Source organism: Pedobacter gandavensis (assembly GCF_014172405.1).
In the GTDB taxonomy this organism is placed as follows: domain Bacteria; phylum Bacteroidota; class Bacteroidia; order Sphingobacteriales; family Sphingobacteriaceae; genus Pedobacter; species Pedobacter gandavensis.
Genome location: NZ_WNXC01000001.1, coordinates 817,784 through 838,118, shown reverse-complemented (window position 1 = coordinate 838,118; position 20,335 = coordinate 817,784). Strand labels below are relative to the sequence as shown.

General features: G+C 40.8%; 15 protein-coding genes. 4 read left to right on the top strand and 11 right to left on the bottom strand.

What is annotated here, in order from left to right:
- Nucleotides 1–18: 18 nt before the first annotated feature.
- On the top strand, nt 19–855 hold the full coding sequence (locus GM920_RS03270; protein ID WP_202986025.1) for an aminoglycoside phosphotransferase family protein: 837 nt from the start codon (nt 19–21) through the stop codon (nt 853–855).
- 90 nt (nt 856–945) lie between these two features.
- Here GM920_RS03270 and GM920_RS03265 read toward each other — a convergent pair whose 3' ends face one another.
- The 4 genes from GM920_RS03265 to GM920_RS03250 form a co-directional block, all read right to left on the bottom strand.
- Nucleotides 946–1,443 (bottom strand): YMGG-like glycine zipper-containing protein, encoded by a 498-nt coding sequence (locus tag GM920_RS03265; RefSeq protein ID WP_182953371.1) that lies wholly within the window; start codon nt 1,441–1,443, stop codon nt 946–948.
- A 307-nt stretch (nt 1,444–1,750) separates the two neighbouring features.
- Nucleotides 1,751–3,577 carry a serine hydrolase domain-containing protein gene (locus GM920_RS03260; RefSeq protein ID WP_182953369.1) on the bottom strand — a complete coding sequence of 609 codons (1,827 nt, stop codon included), beginning with the start codon at nt 3,575–3,577 and terminating at the stop codon, nt 1,751–1,753.
- A gap of 55 nt (nt 3,578–3,632) precedes the next feature.
- Nucleotides 3,633–5,231, bottom strand: a complete 1,599-nt coding sequence (locus tag GM920_RS03255) for a Na+/H+ antiporter (RefSeq protein WP_182953368.1) — start codon at nt 5,229–5,231, stop codon at nt 3,633–3,635.
- Between the two features lie 19 nt (nt 5,232–5,250).
- Nucleotides 5,251–6,993: an ABC transporter ATP-binding protein gene (locus GM920_RS03250; protein ID WP_182953366.1), complete on the bottom strand. Its 1,743-nt coding sequence runs from the start codon at nt 6,991–6,993 to the stop codon at nt 5,251–5,253.
- Between the two features lie 152 nt (nt 6,994–7,145).
- On the opposite strand from GM920_RS03250, the gene GM920_RS03245 reads away from it, so the two are divergent.
- A complete protein-coding gene (locus GM920_RS03245) occupies nt 7,146–8,108 on the top strand; it encodes a DUF6515 family protein (protein ID WP_202986024.1) in 963 nt (320 codons plus the stop codon).
- A gap of 68 nt (nt 8,109–8,176) precedes the next feature.
- Here GM920_RS03245 and GM920_RS03240 read toward each other — a convergent pair whose 3' ends face one another.
- On the bottom strand, nt 8,177–8,836 hold the full coding sequence (locus tag GM920_RS03240; RefSeq protein WP_182953364.1) for a hypothetical protein: 660 nt from the start codon (nt 8,834–8,836) through the stop codon (nt 8,177–8,179).
- Nucleotides 8,837–8,868: 32 nt separating this feature from the next.
- The gene (locus GM920_RS03235) at nt 8,869–10,059 is read right to left on the bottom strand and encodes a helix-turn-helix domain-containing protein (protein ID WP_235964475.1); all 1,191 of its coding nucleotides are present in this window, start codon (nt 10,057–10,059) and stop codon (nt 8,869–8,871) included.
- Between the two features lie 150 nt (nt 10,060–10,209).
- On the opposite strand from GM920_RS03235, the gene GM920_RS03230 reads away from it, so the two are divergent.
- Nucleotides 10,210–11,466, top strand: coding sequence for an MFS transporter (locus GM920_RS03230; protein ID WP_182953360.1), 1,257 nt, complete (start codon nt 10,210–10,212; stop codon nt 11,464–11,466).
- Between the two features lie 113 nt (nt 11,467–11,579).
- Nucleotides 11,580–13,469, top strand: a complete 1,890-nt coding sequence (locus tag GM920_RS03225) for a gamma-glutamyltransferase family protein (RefSeq protein WP_182953358.1) — start codon at nt 11,580–11,582, stop codon at nt 13,467–13,469.
- 12 nt (nt 13,470–13,481) lie between these two features.
- Here GM920_RS03225 and GM920_RS03220 read toward each other — a convergent pair whose 3' ends face one another.
- The 5 genes from GM920_RS03220 to GM920_RS03200 form a co-directional block, all read right to left on the bottom strand.
- Nucleotides 13,482–14,558 carry a PCMD domain-containing protein gene (locus tag GM920_RS03220; protein ID WP_182953356.1) on the bottom strand — a complete coding sequence of 359 codons (1,077 nt, stop codon included), beginning with the start codon at nt 14,556–14,558 and terminating at the stop codon, nt 13,482–13,484.
- 11 nt (nt 14,559–14,569) lie between these two features.
- A complete protein-coding gene (locus tag GM920_RS03215) occupies nt 14,570–15,388 on the bottom strand; it encodes a hypothetical protein (protein ID WP_182953354.1) in 819 nt (272 codons plus the stop codon).
- 260 nt (nt 15,389–15,648) lie between these two features.
- Nucleotides 15,649–17,337 carry a sodium/sugar symporter gene (locus GM920_RS03210; RefSeq protein WP_182953352.1) on the bottom strand — a complete coding sequence of 563 codons (1,689 nt, stop codon included), beginning with the start codon at nt 17,335–17,337 and terminating at the stop codon, nt 15,649–15,651.
- Nucleotides 17,338–17,357: 20 nt separating this feature from the next.
- Nucleotides 17,358–18,689 carry a xylose isomerase gene (xylA, locus tag GM920_RS03205; protein ID WP_182953350.1) on the bottom strand — a complete coding sequence of 444 codons (1,332 nt, stop codon included), beginning with the start codon at nt 18,687–18,689 and terminating at the stop codon, nt 17,358–17,360.
- A gap of 79 nt (nt 18,690–18,768) precedes the next feature.
- On the bottom strand, nt 18,769–20,256 hold the full coding sequence (locus tag GM920_RS03200; protein ID WP_182953349.1) for a xylulokinase: 1,488 nt from the start codon (nt 20,254–20,256) through the stop codon (nt 18,769–18,771).
- Nucleotides 20,257–20,335: the final 79 nt, after the last annotated feature.

Below are 20,335 nucleotides of genomic sequence, written 5' to 3'. Positions count from 1 at the left end.
ATACGATTAGCATAACGGATGATGATTAGAAAGAAAATTGAACTGTCCTTAGTTAAAGCAACGCTTGATGATTATCAGCAAAGTTGGAATTTGCAATTAGATGGAGCAGCTTTTTCGACAAATTCAAGTATACTGCAGCCGGTACGTTATGAGGGGATTCCCGCAATGCTCAAAATTGCTTTAGTAGAGGAGGAGCGTAGGGGCTCCAAATTGATGGTTCATTGGGCTGGGAATGGTGCGGTAAAAGTTTTAAGGCATTCCTCAGCGGCTTTGTTGATGGAAAGAGCCTCAGGCCAAGGGTCTTTGAGGGATATGGTGTGGAATGGCGCGGATGATGAAGCCAGTAAGATCATTTGTCAGGTTGCGGCTAAGCTACATACCGCAAAAGCCTCAGCATCGCTAAAACTCATTCCTTTATCAGAATGGTTTTATGCTCTTTTCTTTGCTGCCAATCAACTTGATGGGGTTTTCAGTCAATGTGCGGAGATTGCCAGATTCCTGTTAAATGATCCAATAGATGAGGTTGTCTTACATGGAGATATTCATCATGGAAATATACTGGACGCCGGTGATTCGGGTTGGTTGGCTATAGATCCGAAAGCGCTGTATGGAGAACGGGGATTTGATTTTGCCAATCTTTTCTGTAATCCGGAAATGACTATAGCCATTCAGAATGGGCGCCTGGCTCAGCAAGTAGGTGTAGTATCCAAAGCTGCAAATTTGGATTCAAAGCGACTTTTGCAATGGATCGTGGCCTGGTCAGGGCTTTCTGCATCTTGGATGTTAGCAGATGCCATGCCAATTGATCAAAAACTGAAGCTTATTGAAATCGCTTTATCAGAGCTGAATTCCTAAAACAAAAAAGGAAGGGCCTCTTCATTGCCCTTCCTTTTTCAAATTATCTGAACATAATCCAGTAATTTTTATATTATGATTAGTTAAGTACTAGTTTTTAGGTTGTACTCTACCTGATTTTCTATCCTGGGCTCTACCAATCACATATCCTGTTCCTGCACCAACAACACCACCGATGATGGCACCTCTAGCATTGTTTTTGTCTACCAAAATACCTCCGATTGCACCAGCACCAGCACCAATTGCAGCACCTTTAGCAGCCTGGCTCCATCCTTTTTTCTTAGCAGGTGTAGCTACTGTGTTTGAAGACGAAGACGATGAGTGAGACCTTCTTTCGGCCGCATCATTGCGTTCCGCTAAAAGAAGTGTTCTTTTCTCTTCTCTGATGCGTGCAGTTTTGATTTCTTCATCTTTTACTTTCGCAATTCTCTCTTTTTCTAAAGCATCTGCTCTTTTGAAACTATCCAATCTCAGACTATCTTTTACAGCAACAATCGCTTGTTGTTTGATCATCGCTTCCTCTTTAGCATTATTTGAACAGGCAGATAATAAAATCGCTAATGCCGCTACTGAAAATATCTTTTTCATAATTTTGAATATTGTTTACACTTGGTAACCTGTAAAAATGATGCCAAACTCTTTATTTATAGCTTCCATTTGAATATAAAGTAGCTAAAATGTTACGAACAAATGTAGCTTTTAAGCTCCGTTTTGCGTATAAATGATTGATTATCAAAACAGATTTTACTCCGGAATTAAATTTGATTTTTTTTAAACAAAAAGAATGGAAGGATGTTTCTTTCCACCAAAAAGCCCTGTTTTTAGGTCTATTTGTCATGGTTACTTTCTTATGGAGTGCTTAGGATAACGCTGTTCCAAATATATTATTACGCGATCAAATCCATAAAAGCATTGGCGCCATTCCCCAATAGATCAACATTCCAACCCACTGGATGGAAAAGATTAGCGCCAGGCTGGTCAACCCATTTGATCTTTCTTCTTTTTTAATATTTATCGATCGCCACAATCCAAACAACAAACCTATTGGAAGTAATGTGGTCACTAGGGCCAACGCAATACTGGCTGCAGTTATATCCCCCAGTGCAGTAAAATGCTGCATCATAAACAAGGGTATAGGAAGTAGTAATGCGAGGATGCAAAGGAATGGAACCCCAATGGCTTGGTGTAAAAAGCGCTTTCTATTGGATAACAATTTGACCCAGCCCAAGACAAAAAGGTAGCTCAAACCCAGTAAACCGAAGATTAAACTCATATACATCGTCCATAAATAGAGAGAACTGATCTTTTTATAGGTTTTAAAGCCATCTGTAATCCGTCTGTTTTGCATTGAGTCTGTATAGATCACATGAGAACTACTGATTTTATCATCCACTTTAAACAAGTGGTAACGGGTAGGTTTCAAGATTTTATCTTCTTTCTGTAGCTGGCTGAATACCAGATGGTCATTTCCAGGGATCAGGGTCACAAATCCTGCAAGGAGATCCACATAAGCAAACATTTTAAACTGATCCCTGACTGCCACATAGTTTCCTGCCCAATTTTTAATGTCCACTGGCATCACAGCCCTGGGATCAGGTTCTTGTTTTTTAAGGTTTAATGACTCCAGTAAAATCTTGTTGAAAACCTCATAATCTGCAGTTTCACTATCCATATTATGCGATATGAAGAAAGCCTTTTTTTCCTTAGGAAAAAGATAGATCATCGCATGGTAGCCCACAATACTCCCTGCATGAGCCAGACCAATTACCTGGTGACGGTCTCTTTTCATTAAACCCGCTGCATAGCCGGCTTCTAAGCCATGTTGCTTAGATTCGGTTTCCGCATCGGGATTACCCATAGTAGCCAATAGATCCTTACGGATAAATGAATAGCCTCTAAGATTGCCATTGGTCATTAGAAACTTTAAGAAAATACCCATATCATAAGCGGTAGTGGTAAATTGGCCTGCAGGTCTGAGGTACATCGGGCTGGCAGGTTGTGTTTGCATGTGGTCAAGATGTCCCATCGCTAATCTTGGGTCAGCATTTTTGCCTAACTGAGATACAAATCCGAAGGTACTCTCTGCCATACCAATTGGCTTTAAGACATAAGTATCCAGATATTCCTCATAACGCTGCCTGGTAATGGCCTCTATCACCATTCCTAACAGGGTGTAACCCATATTAGAATAGGCAAACTGAGTACCCGGACGACTATGAATCTGCAAAGTAGAAGGGTGTTTACTGAAATTTTCGACCAGTGGTGTATTTGGTGTTACCTGTTCGCTAAACATTTGCCATAAGCGAAGGTTTTCTAGACCAGCAGTATGGTCTAATAGATGTCTAACGGTTACGGGATGGCTGGCTGACCAGGGATTTTTGAACTTAATATTGGTTAAAATTTCCTCAACAGGTGTATCCAGACTCATTTTATTCATGGTAACGAGCCTGAAAATACCAGTAGCAATTAATGTTTTTGTGATAGAACCGACCTGAACTTTGTCTGAGGTTGACAAAACTTGTTTCGTATCCGCATTTTTAACTCCGCTGGCACCTGTGGAAATGTTGCCAAGGGAATCTACTGTAGACCAGACCGCTCCGGCTAATTTTTCTTTTGCCAGAGCGGTAGTTATATTTTGATATAAGGTTGTTTTTGAATCTTGAGCGGTAATGGATAGGCTAAAAAGGCACAATAGAACGCTGAGTGCAGGTATTTTGATCATATTTTGCAAAGCTATCCATAATTATGAAAATCACAGCGTGTCACCAAAGAAAGGCTTATTGCTTATACAACCTTGCTTCTTCTAAGTCCAGACTGCTTTCCAGATCTCTGATTACTTCATCATCATATTGCTTTGTTGCACGCAATTTATTCAGCTCGATTCTTCTCATGGTGATTAAGTCCAGCATGATCTTCCCGTAAAGCTTTCTTACAGAAGCAACCTGTTCTTTTTGCTCAGATAAAGTCTGTTCTGTTGCATGGATACTACGTTCGAGTTGCTCTTTGATTCTCGCAATGGTTTCAAATTCCTTCATTTCCTGATTGTACTTATTGTTAAGGAAGGTGACAGATTCTTTAGCCAACTGTAATCTGATCGCTTCTTTTTGCTGATCATAAGGAATATGGTCGTCAACTTCTTCTACTTTTAATAACCTCAGGAAAATAGGAAGGGTAAGCCCCTGAAATACCAGTGTCACCAAAATAACGATGAAGGTGATAAACAAGATCAGGTTTCGATGTGGAAAAGCTTCTCCGTTGGCTAAAGTCAAAGGAATGGCTAAGGCCGAAGCCAAAGAAACGACCCCACGCATGCCTGCCCAACCAATGATAAATGGGAGCTTTAAGCCTGGGCTTTTCTCGGATTTGCGAATTTTAGGGCTTAATAATCTAGGCAGATAAGAAACTACATATACCAGGATAATCCTGGCAACAATCACAATCGCACTAATGATCAATCCATAATGGATGGCCTCTTTAATTGAATATCCGTCTAGGGCGGCTACGATTACAGGGAGTTCCAATCCAATAAGGATGAAAACAAAACCATTCAATAGAAAACCTACAGTTGCCCATACTTCCTTCGTTTGTATTCTGGTATGGTAATTTAAAAAGTCGTTGGAGCGGAAGGATAGAAATAACCCACCACTAACTACGGCTAAAACGCCGGACCAATGGAATTCCTCTGCAACAATATACATCAGATATGGGGCAATTAGTGTGATTGGGGTAGTAATGCTGGATGATTTAGCCCAATACCTCAGTACGAGATACAAAATGTGTGCAATCGCCAGACCAACAAATACGCCCATTACTGCCAGTACTAAAAAGTCTGTTGCTGCTTTCTGGAAAACAAATTGACCAGTCAAGATCGAAGCTAATGCAAACCTAAATACGGTTAGCGAGGCTGCATCGTTGACCAAACTTTCACCTTCCAACATCGTTAAGCCTCTTTTTGGCATATCCACGCCTTTTAATACAGAGGTGGCCGCTACCGCATCTGGAGGAGAGATAATCCCGCCTAATAAAAAGCCTAAGGCAAGGGTAAAGCCGGGAATGATACTCACTGAAAAGTAGGCAATGGCTACTGAAGTGATCAATACCAATCCAAAACCCAACAATAAGATGGATCTTTTCCATTTCCAAAACTCATTCCAGGAAGTATACCATGCGGCTTCAAATAGCAATGGTGGTAAAAAAATAAGAAATACGATATCAGGATCGATACTAATTGCGGGGATTCCAGGGATAAAACTTATTCCCAATCCTCCAATAACCAGAAAAATAGGATAGGAGATTTTCCAACGTTGACTCAATAAATAAAGAAGTGCCATGGCAAAAAACAAGGCGAGGATCAGCAGTAAATTGGCGTGTATCATAAACAAAAGTAAAAAAATATCACTTTCTTTCGCCAACTTGTTGGCGCCACATGGCATAATATAATCCTTTTTGCTCCAGCAGTTCAGCATGAGAACCTGACTCAGAAATCTTCCCTTTCTCCAAAACATAGATCACATCGGCATGCATAATCGTAGAAAGCCGATGGGCAATTACCACAGTAATCCGCTCCCTGCTCATAGAGAGGTCACGTATGGTAGAAGTAATCTCTTCCTCCGTAAGGGAATCCAGGGCGGAGGTGGCCTCGTCAAAAATGAGTAATCTTGGATTTCTTAATAAAGCCCGCGCAATAGAGATTCTTTGTTTTTCTCCTCCGGAAAGTTTTAATCCGCCTTCCCCCAATAGCGTATCCATCCCTTTTTCAGATTTTGCCAGGAGATTGGTGCAGGAGGCCTTATCCAGTGCCAAGCGTAATTCTTCGTCCGTTGCATCTCCTTTGACAAATAAAAGATTCTCTCTGATCGTGCCTGCGAAAAGCTGAGTGTCTTGTGTGACGAAACCGATTTGTCGGCGAAGTTCATTGTAACGGATTTCCGTTGAAGGGATCTGGTTAAATAAAATTGCTCCGGAAACGGGTCGGTACAAACCAACCAGTAACTTGACCAGCGTAGATTTACCAGATCCTGAAGGGCCAACAAAAGCAATGGTTTCTCCGGTATTGACATGGAAAGAAATGTCGTCAATTGCATTGCTCTGTGCTGTTTTATGGCGAAAAACGACTTGGTCAAAAGATAGATTTTGCAAAGGGCCAGTTTGCCTCGGTGATTCTGGCTTACGTTCCACAGGCTTACGCATCAATTGATCAAAACTATGAACGGAAGCCTCAACTTCCCGATAGCTCAGTATGATGCTTCCAAGATCCTGTAATGGCCCAAAAATGGAAGTGGAGATAAATTGCATCGTAATTAACTCGCCGGTGCTTAATTTATTCCGAAAAATCAGCCAGAGTAAGATGAATAAAATTGATTGCTTGAGTACGTTGAGGGTGGTTCCCTGTAAAAAGGAAAGGGTTCTAACTCTCCTGGTTTTTGTCATCTCCAGGTCGTAGATCTTTTGAGTCTGTAATTTTAACCTTCGGATTTCTGGGAAAGTCAATCCAAGACTTTTGACCAGTTCTATATTTCTGAGCGATTCGGTAATGACTCCTGCCATTTTATTGGTTTCTCTATTGATGGAGCGCTGTACCATTTTGATTTTCTTACTCAATAATCCGGTAAGTGAGCCTAATACCAGGATTCCAATAACAAATACTGGTACGAGCATCCAGTTCTTGGTAATAGAATACCAAACGAGAAAACCCATTCCAACAAATGAAGAAAAGAGAATGTTAATGAATGAATTGACGAAGCGCTCGGTATCGGTTTTTACTTTTTGAAGAATGGATAAAGTTTCACCACTATGACTTTCCTCGAACTCCTGAAAGGAGAGCCGCAGTGTTTGCCGGATGCCATCATTGAAAATCTGCATCCCAAACTGCTGAACGGCCAATCTGGTGTAATACTCCTGAAAAGCCTTAGCAATCCTTGCTGCGATAGCAATAGCAATAGCGATGCTCAGCCAATAAAGCACTCCTTTTACCAATTCATCCTGACTTTTATTCCCCGGATTACTTGCATACTCGTCTATGATCTTTCCAAAAATAATTGGATCTGTTAGACTTAGGAGTTGGGCAATTGCGGCCAGGAAAAGTGCCAACAGCACCCACCATTTTTGTTCTTTAAAGTATTTCCAAAGGATAGGCATAGGTTAAAAGATCAACATTAAAAGGGTCTGTATGACTCAAATTACTAAAAATAAAGCGGTTTTATCATTTGTAGGTCAGCTTTTTCGTTTCTTTGTATCGTGAATAATCCTTTTTAGACTTGTCTAGTCCAACTGTTAAAATTTGATAATATATGAAAAGTTCATGGTTTAAATCGTTTGTCGTTGCAGGAGCCGTTTTATTAACTAGCGGAATCACTACAACAGATGTTTCTGCCCAAAGAGGCGAGAGGCCATCAGGTGGAGGCGGTAGCAGACCATCAGTGAGTAGGCCATCAAATGGAGGTAGCAGACCATCAATAAATAGACCTTCAGGAGGAAACAGGCCTTCTATAGGTACCCCATCTGGAGGCAATAGACCTTCGGTTGGTAACAGGCCTTCAGTAGGTGACAGACCTTCTGTGGGTGATAGACCTTCAGTAGGAAACAGACCTAGCTATAGGCCGGATTACAGGCCAAATAGACCTGGATACCGTCCAGGAAATAACTACAGACCAGGCTATAGGCCAGATTACAGACCCGGTTACAGACCAGGTTATAGACCTCATTACAGGCCGTATTATAGACCTCATTATGGTTATTATAATTACTACAGACCTTATCTTGGTTTAAGTATTAACGTCTTGCCTTTTGGCTATTACCCGCTTTATTTTGGTTCTGACCGTTTTTACTATTCTGATGGATTGTTTTACAAACAATACGATAAGGAATATAAAGTGGTTGTACCTCCGGTAGGTGCAGAAGTTCCTACACTTCCTAATGATTCAAAAGAAGTGGTGATTAATGGACAAACCTATTATGAAAGTAAAGGCGTTTATTACTCATCTGTTCAGAATGCAGACGGAAAACAGGTTTATGTGGTAGCTGGTAAAGATGGTGTTCTGAATACTGATGGAAAAACAATATATGTGAATCCTTCAGCTCAAATTGGTGATATTGTAGATCAATTGCCTGAGGATTCAAGAGAAATACTAATTAAAGGTGCGGTTTATTACGTAAGCCCTGATGGTGTTTACTATGAAAAATTGGTTGATGGCAATAAAGTCAGCTTTAAAGTAATCGGATTGGATAATGAGCCGCTTGAAATAGAGAAATAAAACGCGGTTTAAAATCACAAAAAGAAACCCTTTTGATACTTTCAAAAGGGTTTCTTTTTATATCAACTTTATGTAGTCGCTTGTCTGTTTTTATGATAGGTGACCAACATAAATGCCGTGGCTACCATTGCTCCTAAGATAGAAGGTAAAAATTGACTATATGGATGGTATTGAGCGAATACAGTTCCGGTAAAAGCTGATAAAATAGCACTGAAGGCACTGATCATTTTTAAGATATGCTCATAAAGCCATAATTTGCCATATCTAGACTTAGGGATAAAATACCTGCCCAGGTCATAGGAGACAATTAGGATGAGATAGCCCATGGTGCTATAGATGATCATCGGATCCCAGATCATACCAGAACGCTTAAAATAATATAAGAAATAACCAAGGCTAGCTAAGGAGAGTAGTGCAATTACAATGTCAGGGGTTTTCGGAAGGTTGGATTTTGTCTGTAAGGTACGATAACCAGAATAACCAAGATAACCACTGAGGACTGTAATGACTAGCAAAAATGTATTCCTTTGAAAAAAAAAGACCGCAATTAAGCCTGTTAAAATCACGACCAGAAGAAAGCAAAGAAACAATTTGCCACTCTTTTGATGAAGGGTACTTCTTTTACTTATTAAGATTGCAAAGCATCCAAAGAGTAATGCCAAACATCCACAGGCGATGTGGATGGAAATGTTGATTTGATGAAGCCAATTAGTAAGTGTGATCGTCATTTGTTTTATAGTTTAATGACGCAAATGAAAGCCTAATTTGGTCGCCTGACGTCCTGAAAGGTAGGCTCGGACTCCTTGAGAAGCGTTTTTGATAACTTTTGGTATTCTGAAGGAGTGGTATTGGTCTGCTCTTTAAAGAGCTTGTTAAATGAAGATTTGGAACGAAAGCCACAGTCATAGGCAATACCAAGAATGGAAAAGTGTGTAAAGGCAGGGTCTGCTAATCGCTGTTTTGCCATGGCAATTCGATACCCGTTTACATAATTAAAAAAGTTAGTACCTGCCTGTTGATTGATGACCTGGGAGAGTTGATTTGCGGTTACCTCCAACTGTTCTGCGAGTATGCTTAGACTTAGTGCTTCATCTAAAAAAGGTTTTTGATTTTCCATATGAACGCTAAGTTGCTTAAAAAGCTGATCAGATTGCAGCTCAGTAATTCCTGACTTTTTATAGCTCTCTTTTGTGGTTAATTCGTTCGTTATGCTGTTTTTTATGCCAATATTTGAAAGATTGGTCGTTTGCCTTAGGCCCGCATAACCAATAAAAAAAACATAAAAGGAAAGCACACTCCCTACCACCGCAAATAAATTCTCTGGTTGAAGTAGGCCCAGAACTATCCCATATTTTATAACCAAAAAGAGAACAACAAAAAGAATAACCAGGGAAAGCATAATCCATTTAAGCCAAGTCAGATTAATCTTTTCTGTATAGGAATAATGATCAGGAAGTAGTTTTTGATACCTTTTTACGGCCTGAAAACTCTTGTATATATAATATGCTGGTACTAAGGCCATCATCATAGTCACTGTTTGACCCAAGATTGGTGGTATGGCAGTGCTAAAACGCGGAAATCCATAATGTATCTCAATTCCTCCCGGCCATAAGAAATAAATGGAGAAACTGAGGGCATTAAAAAATAGGTAAGGTAAAACATGAATCCAGGTTTTTTTTTCGAATTCCCAACCAAAAGCCAGCGATTTGATGTAAAGATAAAAGATTGCCGAGTTAAGAAGCGGAAGAGAAAAGGCTAGTATTTTCAATAATCCAGGCGTTAAGGGATCATTTGATAAACTATCATAATAGAACATCAATTGAATAGAAATAATGGCAAGCCATAGCATCAGAATCCTATCTGGGTAGGAGTTTGCTTTTTTTGTTTTTAATAGAAGGATTAAAAATAATCCTTGAATACTGCCTGTGAAAATGATGGATTTAAGAAGCATCAAGCGTTATTGGTCATGAATACCAATATAAAACATTAAATGTGATAAGCAAGTAAAAGCTTTAATACGCTTTCATTTTTGGCTCAATTTCTGTAATGTTTCTTACATTGTCCGATCAGACCATTTCGATCCGCCGGCGTCTGTATAATTATGAATATCACCACCTTTAACGCGTTCAAAAGTCGTAACTATAGATTGTATTTTACAGGACAGTCCGTTTCTTTAATTGGGACATGGATGCAAAAAACCGCTGTTAGCTGGGTAATTTATGAGAAAACTCATTCTAACTTTATGTTGGGACTGACGCTTTTTGCCAGTCTGTTTCCTTCCTTTGTTTTTTCTTTTATTGGAGGGGTAGCTGCCGACAGGTACAATCGCTATAAACTGCTGCTGATCACGCAAGTCGCTTCCATGATCCAGGCCATACTCCTCACTTTACTGATCTTCTTTAAACATTATTCTGTGTGGGAAATTATTGCCTTAAGTGCTTTATTGGGGTTGATTAATGCTTTTGATGTTCCTGCCAGACAATCATTGGTCTATGAAATGGTGGAGGATAAATCCGATTTACCCAATGCCCTTGCCTTAAATTCCTCAATGGTTAACCTTTCCAGACTGATAGGTCCGGGTCTCGCAGGTTTAGCACTGGAAAAGTTCGGAGAAGACATTTGTTTTGGTATGAATGCGCTTAGTTTTATCGCCGTGATCGGTTCCTTACTGATGATGCGCTTGCCGAAATTTACCGTTGTTGCACATACAAAGAATATATTTGGAGAGCTAAAAGAAGGGTTCCAGTATATCAAAAGAACACCGTCAATTTTATTGGTGTTGATCATGTTGGCCTTGATTAGTTTGCTTGTTTTGCCATTCAGCACGTTGATCCCGGTCTATGCCAAGGATATTTTTAAAGGAACCGCCTCTACCTTTGGGGTGATTGATAGTGTGATTGGTCTCGGGGCATTTTGTGGAGCAATCTTTCTAGCCTCTCTGAAACCCGGGAGAAACTTAAGAAAGATTTTGGCGATCAGCACACTTGTTTTTGGCGCCGGACTGGTTTTGTTCTCTCATACGACCTATTATCCTATAGCTTTAGTTTTTGCAGCAGTTTCCGGCTTTGGTATGATGGCACAAATCACCATAAGCAATACGCTGATTCAGACTACGGTAGATCCAGCGATGCGTGGTCGGGTGATTAGTTTTTATGCAATGGCATTTTTTGGAATGCAACCACTGGGAGGCCTGCTGATCGGATACCTTTCTCAATTGATTGGTACACCAGATACAGTGATGATCCAGGGATTTATTGCTTTGTTGATTGGCCTGCTGCTTTTGCGTTTCCTGAGAAAAGCAAAAGAAAGGAAAGCCCAGCTCCAAGTCAGCATTAAAGCCAACGCTATTTCTACCTAAGCGCATCCATGGGATTTGCTTACGCATCAGGTTTTTTCATACCAGCTTAGCGGGAATATTGTCCTTTGATCCGCTTTTTAAAATAAGTAGTTTTAAAACCTGATCCCATTAATATGAAACATTTATTTTCCGTACTCTGTATTTCCGCAGGTTCCATATTGTCCTTATCGGCACAACAAACTCAAAAACCGATCTTGTATGGACGGAACTGGATGGCGATTACCGGGAAGCCATTAGCCGCAACGGCTGGCGCAATGACTTTTCAAAAAGGAGGAAATGCAGTTGATGCCGCTTGTGCGATGCTGGCTGCTACTTGTACCATGTGGGACACACTCAGCTGGGGAGGGGAAACACAAGCCCTGATTTACAATCCCAAAACGAAAAAAGTGATCGCAATAAATGCGATGGGTGTAGCGCCAACAGGGGCAACCATAGAATTCTTTAAAAGTAAGGGCTATAATTTCCCCCCGGAATATGGGCCTTTAGCTGCAACAACTCCAGGAACACCAGGTGGGTTAATCTATATGTTGGTCAATTATGGAAAACTCAGCTTAAAACAGGTGCTGGAACCAGCCATGAAAATGGCTGCCGGTTACCCCATAGAGGCACAGGCAGCAAATAGCATAGAAAAAGGGAAAGAACACATCAACCAATGGCCATATAGTAAAAAGGTATTTCTTACACATCCAGGGGAGAAAAGAGAAGCACCAGAAGCAGGGGAGATCTTTGTCCAAAAGGATCTTTTAGCCACATTAACGAAGATGGTAGAGGCGGAAAGTAAAGCTTTGAAGCAAGGAAAAACCAGGAAAGAAGCTTTAATGGCAGCTTATGACCGTTTTTATAAAGGTGACATCGCAAAGGAGTTTGTACGTGGCGCTCAGGAACAAGGCGGGCTGATTACCATGAAGGATCTGGCGAACTGGAAACCATTACAAGAAGAACCACTACAAGTCAATTATAAAGGCATTGATGTATTCAAATTGCAGCAATGGACACAAGGGCCGGTGATGTTACAGGCTTTAAATATTTTGGAGAATTTTGACCTGAAAGGGATGGGCTATAACAGTCCGAAATATATCCACACCCTCTATCAAGCCATGAATCTTTCCTTTGCCGACCGTGATTTCTATTACGGAGATCCTACAACTATGCCCAAAGGGCCAATTCAAGGATTGTTGAGCAAGGATTATGCAAAAGAACGTGCTAAACTGATCCAATACGATAAAAATAACACGAACATAGGACCGGGGAACCCATATCCCTTTGAAGGCAAAACAAATCCTTACCTAAATCTCCTTCAACAAAGAGGCTACGAAATGGATACGACAAAAAGAAATTTTGCACCAAAGCATGACTTGGGGAAAATCAACACTTCTTCAGATGACGTTTATCAAGAACGATTGCTGCTGGGGACAACCTCTATTGAAGCTGCAGATAAAGAAGGTTGGGTGGTTTCCGTTACACCTAGTGGCGGATGGCTTCCGGCTTGTATTGCTGGTGAAACAGGGATTGGGATGAGCCAAAGAATGCAAAGCTTTGTGCTAGATAGTGCATTGAACCCTTTTAATGTGCTGGCACCTGGTAAAAGACCAAGGGTAACTTTGTCGCCATCCATGGCGCTAAAAGATGGGAAACCGTTTTTGGCATCTGCTGTACAGGGTGGGGATACACAGGATCAAAACCTCCTGCAGTTTTTCTTAAATGTGACGGAGTTTGGAATGAATGTTCAGCAGGCTACAGAAGCAGCAAATATCAATACGAACCAACTCTGGCTATCTTTAGGAGGAACAAAAACTGAAGACCGGATGCCAAAACCCGGACAGATTTTACTAAACAACAATACCCCATCAGCTACAAGAGAAGCACTGCAGGAGATGGGTTATATATTGAGCTTTGGGGCGCGAACCAGTGGCCCAATTAATGCTATTTATTTCGACTGGAAACATGGCAGTCTTTGGGGCGGATCTAGCAATCACGGTGAAGATTACGGTATAGGCTGGTAGCCCAATCAGGAGTTAGTAGTTCAAGACCAGGTTGTCTACAACCAATGTGCTATTGACTCCTCCTTCATATTTCGCTCCGGCAGCACTAGAAGAAAATATAATACTGATATGAGTAATTGCTTCATTTGCAGTTGCAAACTGACCGTTTTCAGGGAGCTGGTATGCAGGACTGCCAGTAGGTAAAGCACCATATACCAATGGAATGGTGATTTTGCTGAATTCATTTACCATTTCCCCAGACCTAAACCAAGCTGTAGCAGCTCTTTTTACGACTTGTCCGGTTCTATTTTCCAATAACAGATAGATATCACAGCTATCTAGTTTACTCAACGTTTGTCCAGCGCCATTTTTGTAAGGGGTACCAGGCGCGTATTTATAGCTTACTGTAAAACTCTTCGGTCTTGAGGTATAAGCAATTCCAAATTTCGCAGAATTTATAGGATTGGCAAGGTCTAGCTTAAACGTACCGGTGAACAGTGTTCCTGCACCCATGCGCTGGCCGGTTAACTGGGCTAAAACTCCTAGATCTTTAGTGATCATTTGCGCGGCAAAGTCTCCTGGAGCAATTTCAATAGGCGTGGTATTGGCGCTGGAAAGACTCACTACTCCATCATTTCCGGTAGCCCACTCTGAACTTGCATCTAATCCTGGCTGTTTATAGTTTTTTCCGGAAGGGGTATACCATTCGTTAAAATTAGAATTGCTGATCTGTGGATTTGCAGATTGTTTGTTGACAATCACCGTATAAACCGACCTACTGCCATCTTCTGCGATACCCGTGTAAGGAACAGGTTTACTAAAGTCCTGTGGAACCCGAACGCCCGGACTAAGCTGTGCATAGGTGGAAAGTCTGACCGAATCTGGGAATAACTTTGTTAAATCGGCATTTCCATCCACATTCAGACGGATGATCAGGCTATCCTGGTTAATAGACGTAGTTCCAGTTTCATTGGAAAGGGTAAAATAAAGGATTTTCTTGAATGTAGATTTTCCAAAATACGTTTCTTTTACGCATCCTGATGACAGTAACATTGTTCCGGCAAATACAAAAAAGAGTGATCTATAATTTAACATGTTCGTTTTAATCATGAGGATACCAATTAGAAATAAGTAGAAAAACCGAAACCAATTTTCAGAATGTTGATCTTAAAGTTCATATCTGTAGTGGTTACCCTGGAATCCGGCATTCCTGTGCTACGCCCTCGTTCTATGCTCGTATTGATCCCAAAGATATCTACCGTGGTCTCAAATGCGAAGTTCTTCACAATAAAGATCATTAATCCTGGTCTTAGTCCAACGCCATAAGTATCTTTTGAAGTATAGGTTCTGGTCAGTATTTCATCCACTACCTTTTCTTTGATAGAACGGTCGAATAACAATTGGATTTCTGTTTGATTGACGATGTAAAATCTATTTTTACGATCTAAGGGGATGAAATTTTTAATAAAAGGCCTAACGCCGTAATTGTTTGAAAAGCTCTTGTTGCTGGTTAAATTGCCATCAGCGCCTTTAATCAGGTTGTTGTCTTTTGATTGTCCATAGGAGAGACCTAAACCTACTCCTAAATTCTTTTTTATAATATAACCGCCATCGGCACGGACTGTCCAACTGGTTTTCTTTTGATCTAGGTAATTGACAAAAATGTTATTGTCATTCACCGCATTTCTATTACTCAATGAAAAGGTGAGGATATTGAATTTTAATCCTTTTTCTATAATTAAGCCAGCTGGTTTTTCCTCTTCTGAAAGACTTTGTTTTTCAGTTGCGCTGTTGGATTGTTGTTCCTGAGCAAATAGCGTAGGGCTGGAGATAGCTATTAAAAATAGAATTAAGACTGTAGATCTTAGTTTTGAAGGGAATACCAGCAAGCGCCCAGGGCTTAAGGATGGGAAAGGCATTAATGTAATTTGAGAATTCATTCAATAGGTTTATTCCAAAATAAGGATATTTTCATAAAAGAAAGGGCGTTAATCAAATTAATTTGAAAGCCCCTTGGTATCTCCTAACACATTTGACACTATAATGTTTTCGAAATTATCAGGAATACTGATGGTATAAGGCGGCTAAAAAATAAAGCGCTTGTTTTTAGGCTCAAATGACATAGCGAAACAAAAAAAAGGGATATTTCAATAAGAAAGATCTTATCAAAATATCCCGGTAAAGAGAACGAATTAAATTTCTACCAGAAAATACTGTAAAGAGCAATGATGATTCCAATAATGATCAGTGCTCCGGCGGTAAAACCAGCATTGGTTTTAAACATACCACGATCTACATCCAATCCTTTAGGATTCAACCCTTTTCTATTTTCGAATAAACTAATGATCACCATCGCGACCACGCAAATGATAAACACAAAACCCATTCTATCTAGGAAAGGGATTTCATATAGCATACTGCCATCTTTTTGAACCGCTAATTTTGAGAAGCCAAATTGACTTAATCCTTCCAGATTACAGAAGTTAGGTAAGGCTTTGAATCCTACGGAGAGTAAAAAACCTCCAATTGTAGCAAAGAGCGCTGCATTAGAAGTAGTTCTTTTCCAGAAAAACCCAAGTAAGAACATGGCAAAAATACCTGGTGAAACAAAGCCGGTATATTCCTGAATGAACTGGAAACCTCCTTTTTTGTCAATTCCCAATTGTGGCGCAATAACAATGGCCAATAACATGGCTACAATGACCGTAATTCTTCCCACGATCACTTGTTTATGTTCATTTGCATCCTTCCGGATCACTTTTTTGTAGATATCTAAGGTGAAAATAGTGGCAATACTATTTGCTTTTCCAGCCAATGAAGCCACAATTGCAGCGGTTAAAGCGGCAAATGAGAGTCCTTTTAGTCCGGCAGGAAGCAAATTAAGCAATACCGGATAGGCAGAATCTGCATTTAGTTCCCCATTTTTCAACATCGCAGTATGGAAATTACCATAGCCTTCTTTGTACAATACATAAGCGGCAATACCAGGCAATACCACGATAATTGGCATCAATAATTTTAAGAAAGCGGCAAATAATAAACCCGATCTGGCTGTTTTCAAATCAGCACCTAAGGCTCTTTGTGTGATGTATTGATTGCAACCCCAGTAGTTCAGGTTCACAATCCACATCCCACCAATCAATACCGTTAAGCCGGGAAGATCCATGTAGTGTGGGTTTTCCTGTTTAAAAATCATATGAAAATGATCCGAAGCCTTCTCTTTGACCATAGCTAAGCCATTTAATACGCCGGAACTGCCAAAATGTGTGGCTACCAATTCCAGGGCTAAATAAGTTGTAGCTAAACCACCCAGGATTAAAAAGAAAACCTGTATCACATCTGTGTAGCCAATTACTTTCATCCCACCGAGCGTAATGATAATCGCAAATACAGCGAGTACATACATACAAGCGGTAGTATTGATACCAGAAATGCTGTTGATGGCCAATGCACCAAGGTAGAGGATAGACGTGAGGTTGACCACCACATAAAGCAACAGCCAGAACACCGCCATAATCATGGCCACCGTACTGTTGTAACGTTGCCCAAGGAACTGCGGCATGGTGTAAATTTTGTTTTTTAAATACACCGGAATGAAAAATACAGCAACAATGATGAGGGTAGCAGCAGCCATCCATTCATAAGTAGCGATTGCAAGGCCCATAGTGAAGCCTGAGCCACTCATTCCGATAAATTGCTCGGCAGAAATGTTTGAGGCGATTAGAGAGGCTCCAATTGCCCACCAGGTAAGAGAGTCTTTCGCTAAAAAGAAATCTTTTGAATTCTCTTTATGCGCTTGTTTTTTCTTGTAAACCGACCAGCCATAAACCGAAACAATCAGAAAATAAACCAGAAAAACGACATAGTCGTACGTACTCAATGAGTTCATGTAGATTGGGTTATTTAATTTTAAATGAATCTGTTAATGATATTTTCCAATAATTCTTGCTGACCGCTTATGGTTTTTGGTTCTCCTTTTTCAATGGCATAGTTTCGGAGCTCTTCCAAGCTCAGTTTACCGTTTTCAAAATCTTTTCCGGCACCTTGATCAAATGAAGCGTAACGGTTGGCTCTGATCTTCAGGTAATCAGAGTTTTGAAGTACCTGATCCGCGGTAATTAAGGCTCTGGCAAAAGTGTCCATTCCTCCGATGTGTGCATAAAATAAATCAGCAGGGTCGGTAGAGTTTCTTCTGATTTTCGCATCAAAGTTGATCCCGCCGCCTTGTAATCCATTTGCTTCCAATACAATTAGCATGGCTTCTGTCAATTCGTTGATGTTGTTTGGGAATTGATCGGTATCCCATCCGTTCTGGTAATCCCCTCTATTGGCATCCATAGAACCCAATAAACCTGCATCAGCGGCAACCTGTAGTTCATGTTGGAAAGTATGACCGGCAAGTGTGGCATGATTCACTTCAATATTCAGTTTAAAATCGTCCATTAAACCGTATTGACGAAGGAAATTGCTGACTGTTGCCGCATCGTAATCGTATTGATGTTTTGAGGGTTCACATGGTTTCGGCTCAATAAAAAAAGTCCCTTTAAAACCTTGTTTTTTAGCATAATCCTTAGCCGCATGGAGGAATTTTGCCAGGTGTTCCTGCTCACGTTTCATATTGGTGTTCAGCAGGCTCATATAGCCTTCACGACCACCCCAGAATACATAATTCTCGCCACCCAGCGCTATTGTGGCGTCTAAAGCAGATTTCACCTGTGCTGCGCCATGTGCCAATACCTGGAAATCCGGGTTGGTGGCAGCACCATTCATATAGCGACGATGAGAGAATAGATTGGCGGTTCCCCATAACAACTTAACCCCACTAGCTGCTTGTTTTTGCTGAGCATAGGCTACAATGGCCTGTAAACGTCTTTCATTTTCATGAATATCATTGGTGTAATCTACCAGATCCACATCATGAAAGCAGTAATAGGGCAGGTTCATCTTGGTGATGAATTCAAAAGCAGCATCCATTTTATCTTTTGCACGTTCAACGGCATCTGTTTTCAAATTCCATGGATGAAGAATGGTAGGTTCACCAAATGGGTCTCCACCAGTAGCTACAAAAGAATGCCAATAAGCACAAGCAAAGCGCAAATGGTCTTTCATTGTTTTTCCTGCAATGATTCTATTTTCGTCATACCAGCGAAATGCCAGTGGGTTGTCTGAGTTTAATCCTTCGAATTTTACTTGTTCTATGCCTTTAAAAAATTCCTTTTCTCCTGTCGTTACTGTTGTCATTGTGGTTCTTGGTTTTTGTTAGATTTATTATGATTTTATGAGAATTGTTTATTGTTATACCTAATTGATATACTGAATTTTATGAGTTTTGTTTAATTTTTAAATTTAACTCGGACGACCAGCGCTGATAGACCGGTTCATAGGCTAGGGTAGCATTTGGTTCCACCAGTTGGATGGGTTTGATATTGCTAAAAGCGGCTGCAGAATCAAGGTAAATTCCGGCACCAATACCAGCGCCTAAAGCTGCACCTACACTACCATCATTGTCGTAGAGTTCTACGGGGACACCGGTACTGTTCACGAAAGCTTCCAGGAATAGTTCGCTTAGAAAAAGATTCGCTTTTCCTGCTCTGATCACTTTTGGTTGAAGGCCATTACTGCGCATAATATCTAGTCCATAGCGAAAAGCAAAAGCGATTCCTTCCTGTACTGCTCTAAAAATATGAGCTGAGCTGTGCAGGTTGAAATCTATGTTTTCTAAATGTCCTCCAATAATCTTGTTGTTGAGCATACGTTCTGCGCCATTACCGAATGGCAGGATGGTCAATCCCTCTGCGCCAACAGGGATTTTCATTGCGGTGGTATTGATTTCCTGGTAAGATTTTCCTGGAGCAAATAAGCTTTTTGCCCAACGGTTCATACTTCCTGTTCCATTGATGCAGAGTAGGATACCTAGTCTTTTTTTGTTTTCGGCATAGTTGACATGGGCAAAGGTATTCACCCTGGATTGCGGATCATAAGCCAATTGGTCACTGACGCCATAGATCACACCAGAAGTACCTGCAGTAGCAGCCACTTCTCCGGGCTCTAATACGTTTAATGACAGCGCGTTATTTGGTTGGTCACCAGATTTGTAGCTCACTGGGATACCAGGCTTCAAGCCGAGCAACTGTGCGGAATGGGCACTTACTTGACCGTGTTCAGAGAATACCGGCTTAATTTCCGGGATCAGCTTTCGGTCAAAACCATAGTGATCCATCAAAGCCTCTGATAGGCTGTCTGATTGAAAGTCCCAGAAAACGCCTTCTGATAGGGCGGAAATACTGGTCGTGATGCTCGAACATAGTTTCATGGCAATAAAATCACCTGGAAGCATCACTTTGTCGATTTTAGCATAGCATGCAGGTTCATTTTCCTTCACCCAGGCCAACTTTGAGGCGGTAAAATTACCCGGGGAATTGAGCAGGTGGCTTAGGCAATACTCATGTCCCAATTCATCATAAGCGTTTTGACCGATAGAAACGGCTCTGCTATCGCACCAAATAATGCTGTTTCTTAGGAGGTTCTGGTCTTTGTCTACCAGCACTAGTCCATGCATCTGGTAGGCTATCCCAATGGCCCCGATGTCCAAAGATTGGAAATTCACTTTCTTTTTGCAAAGGGCAAGAGCTTCTTGGGTATGGCTCCACCAAAGCTCCGGATCCTGTTCTGCCCATCCAGGATGGGGGGCATGAATCGTTGCCTCGTCCTCCGGATATTGCGCGGTAACAATGCTCTTTTGTGTTTGCGCGTCTACGATGGCCATTTTAATGGAAGAAGTGCCAATGTCTATTCCCAGTAATAACATATAGTGTTGTTTTATTGGAGTTTATGGAATTTATATTTGGTTATCAGGAAACGAATTTAGTAGAAAGTTTTATAATTGC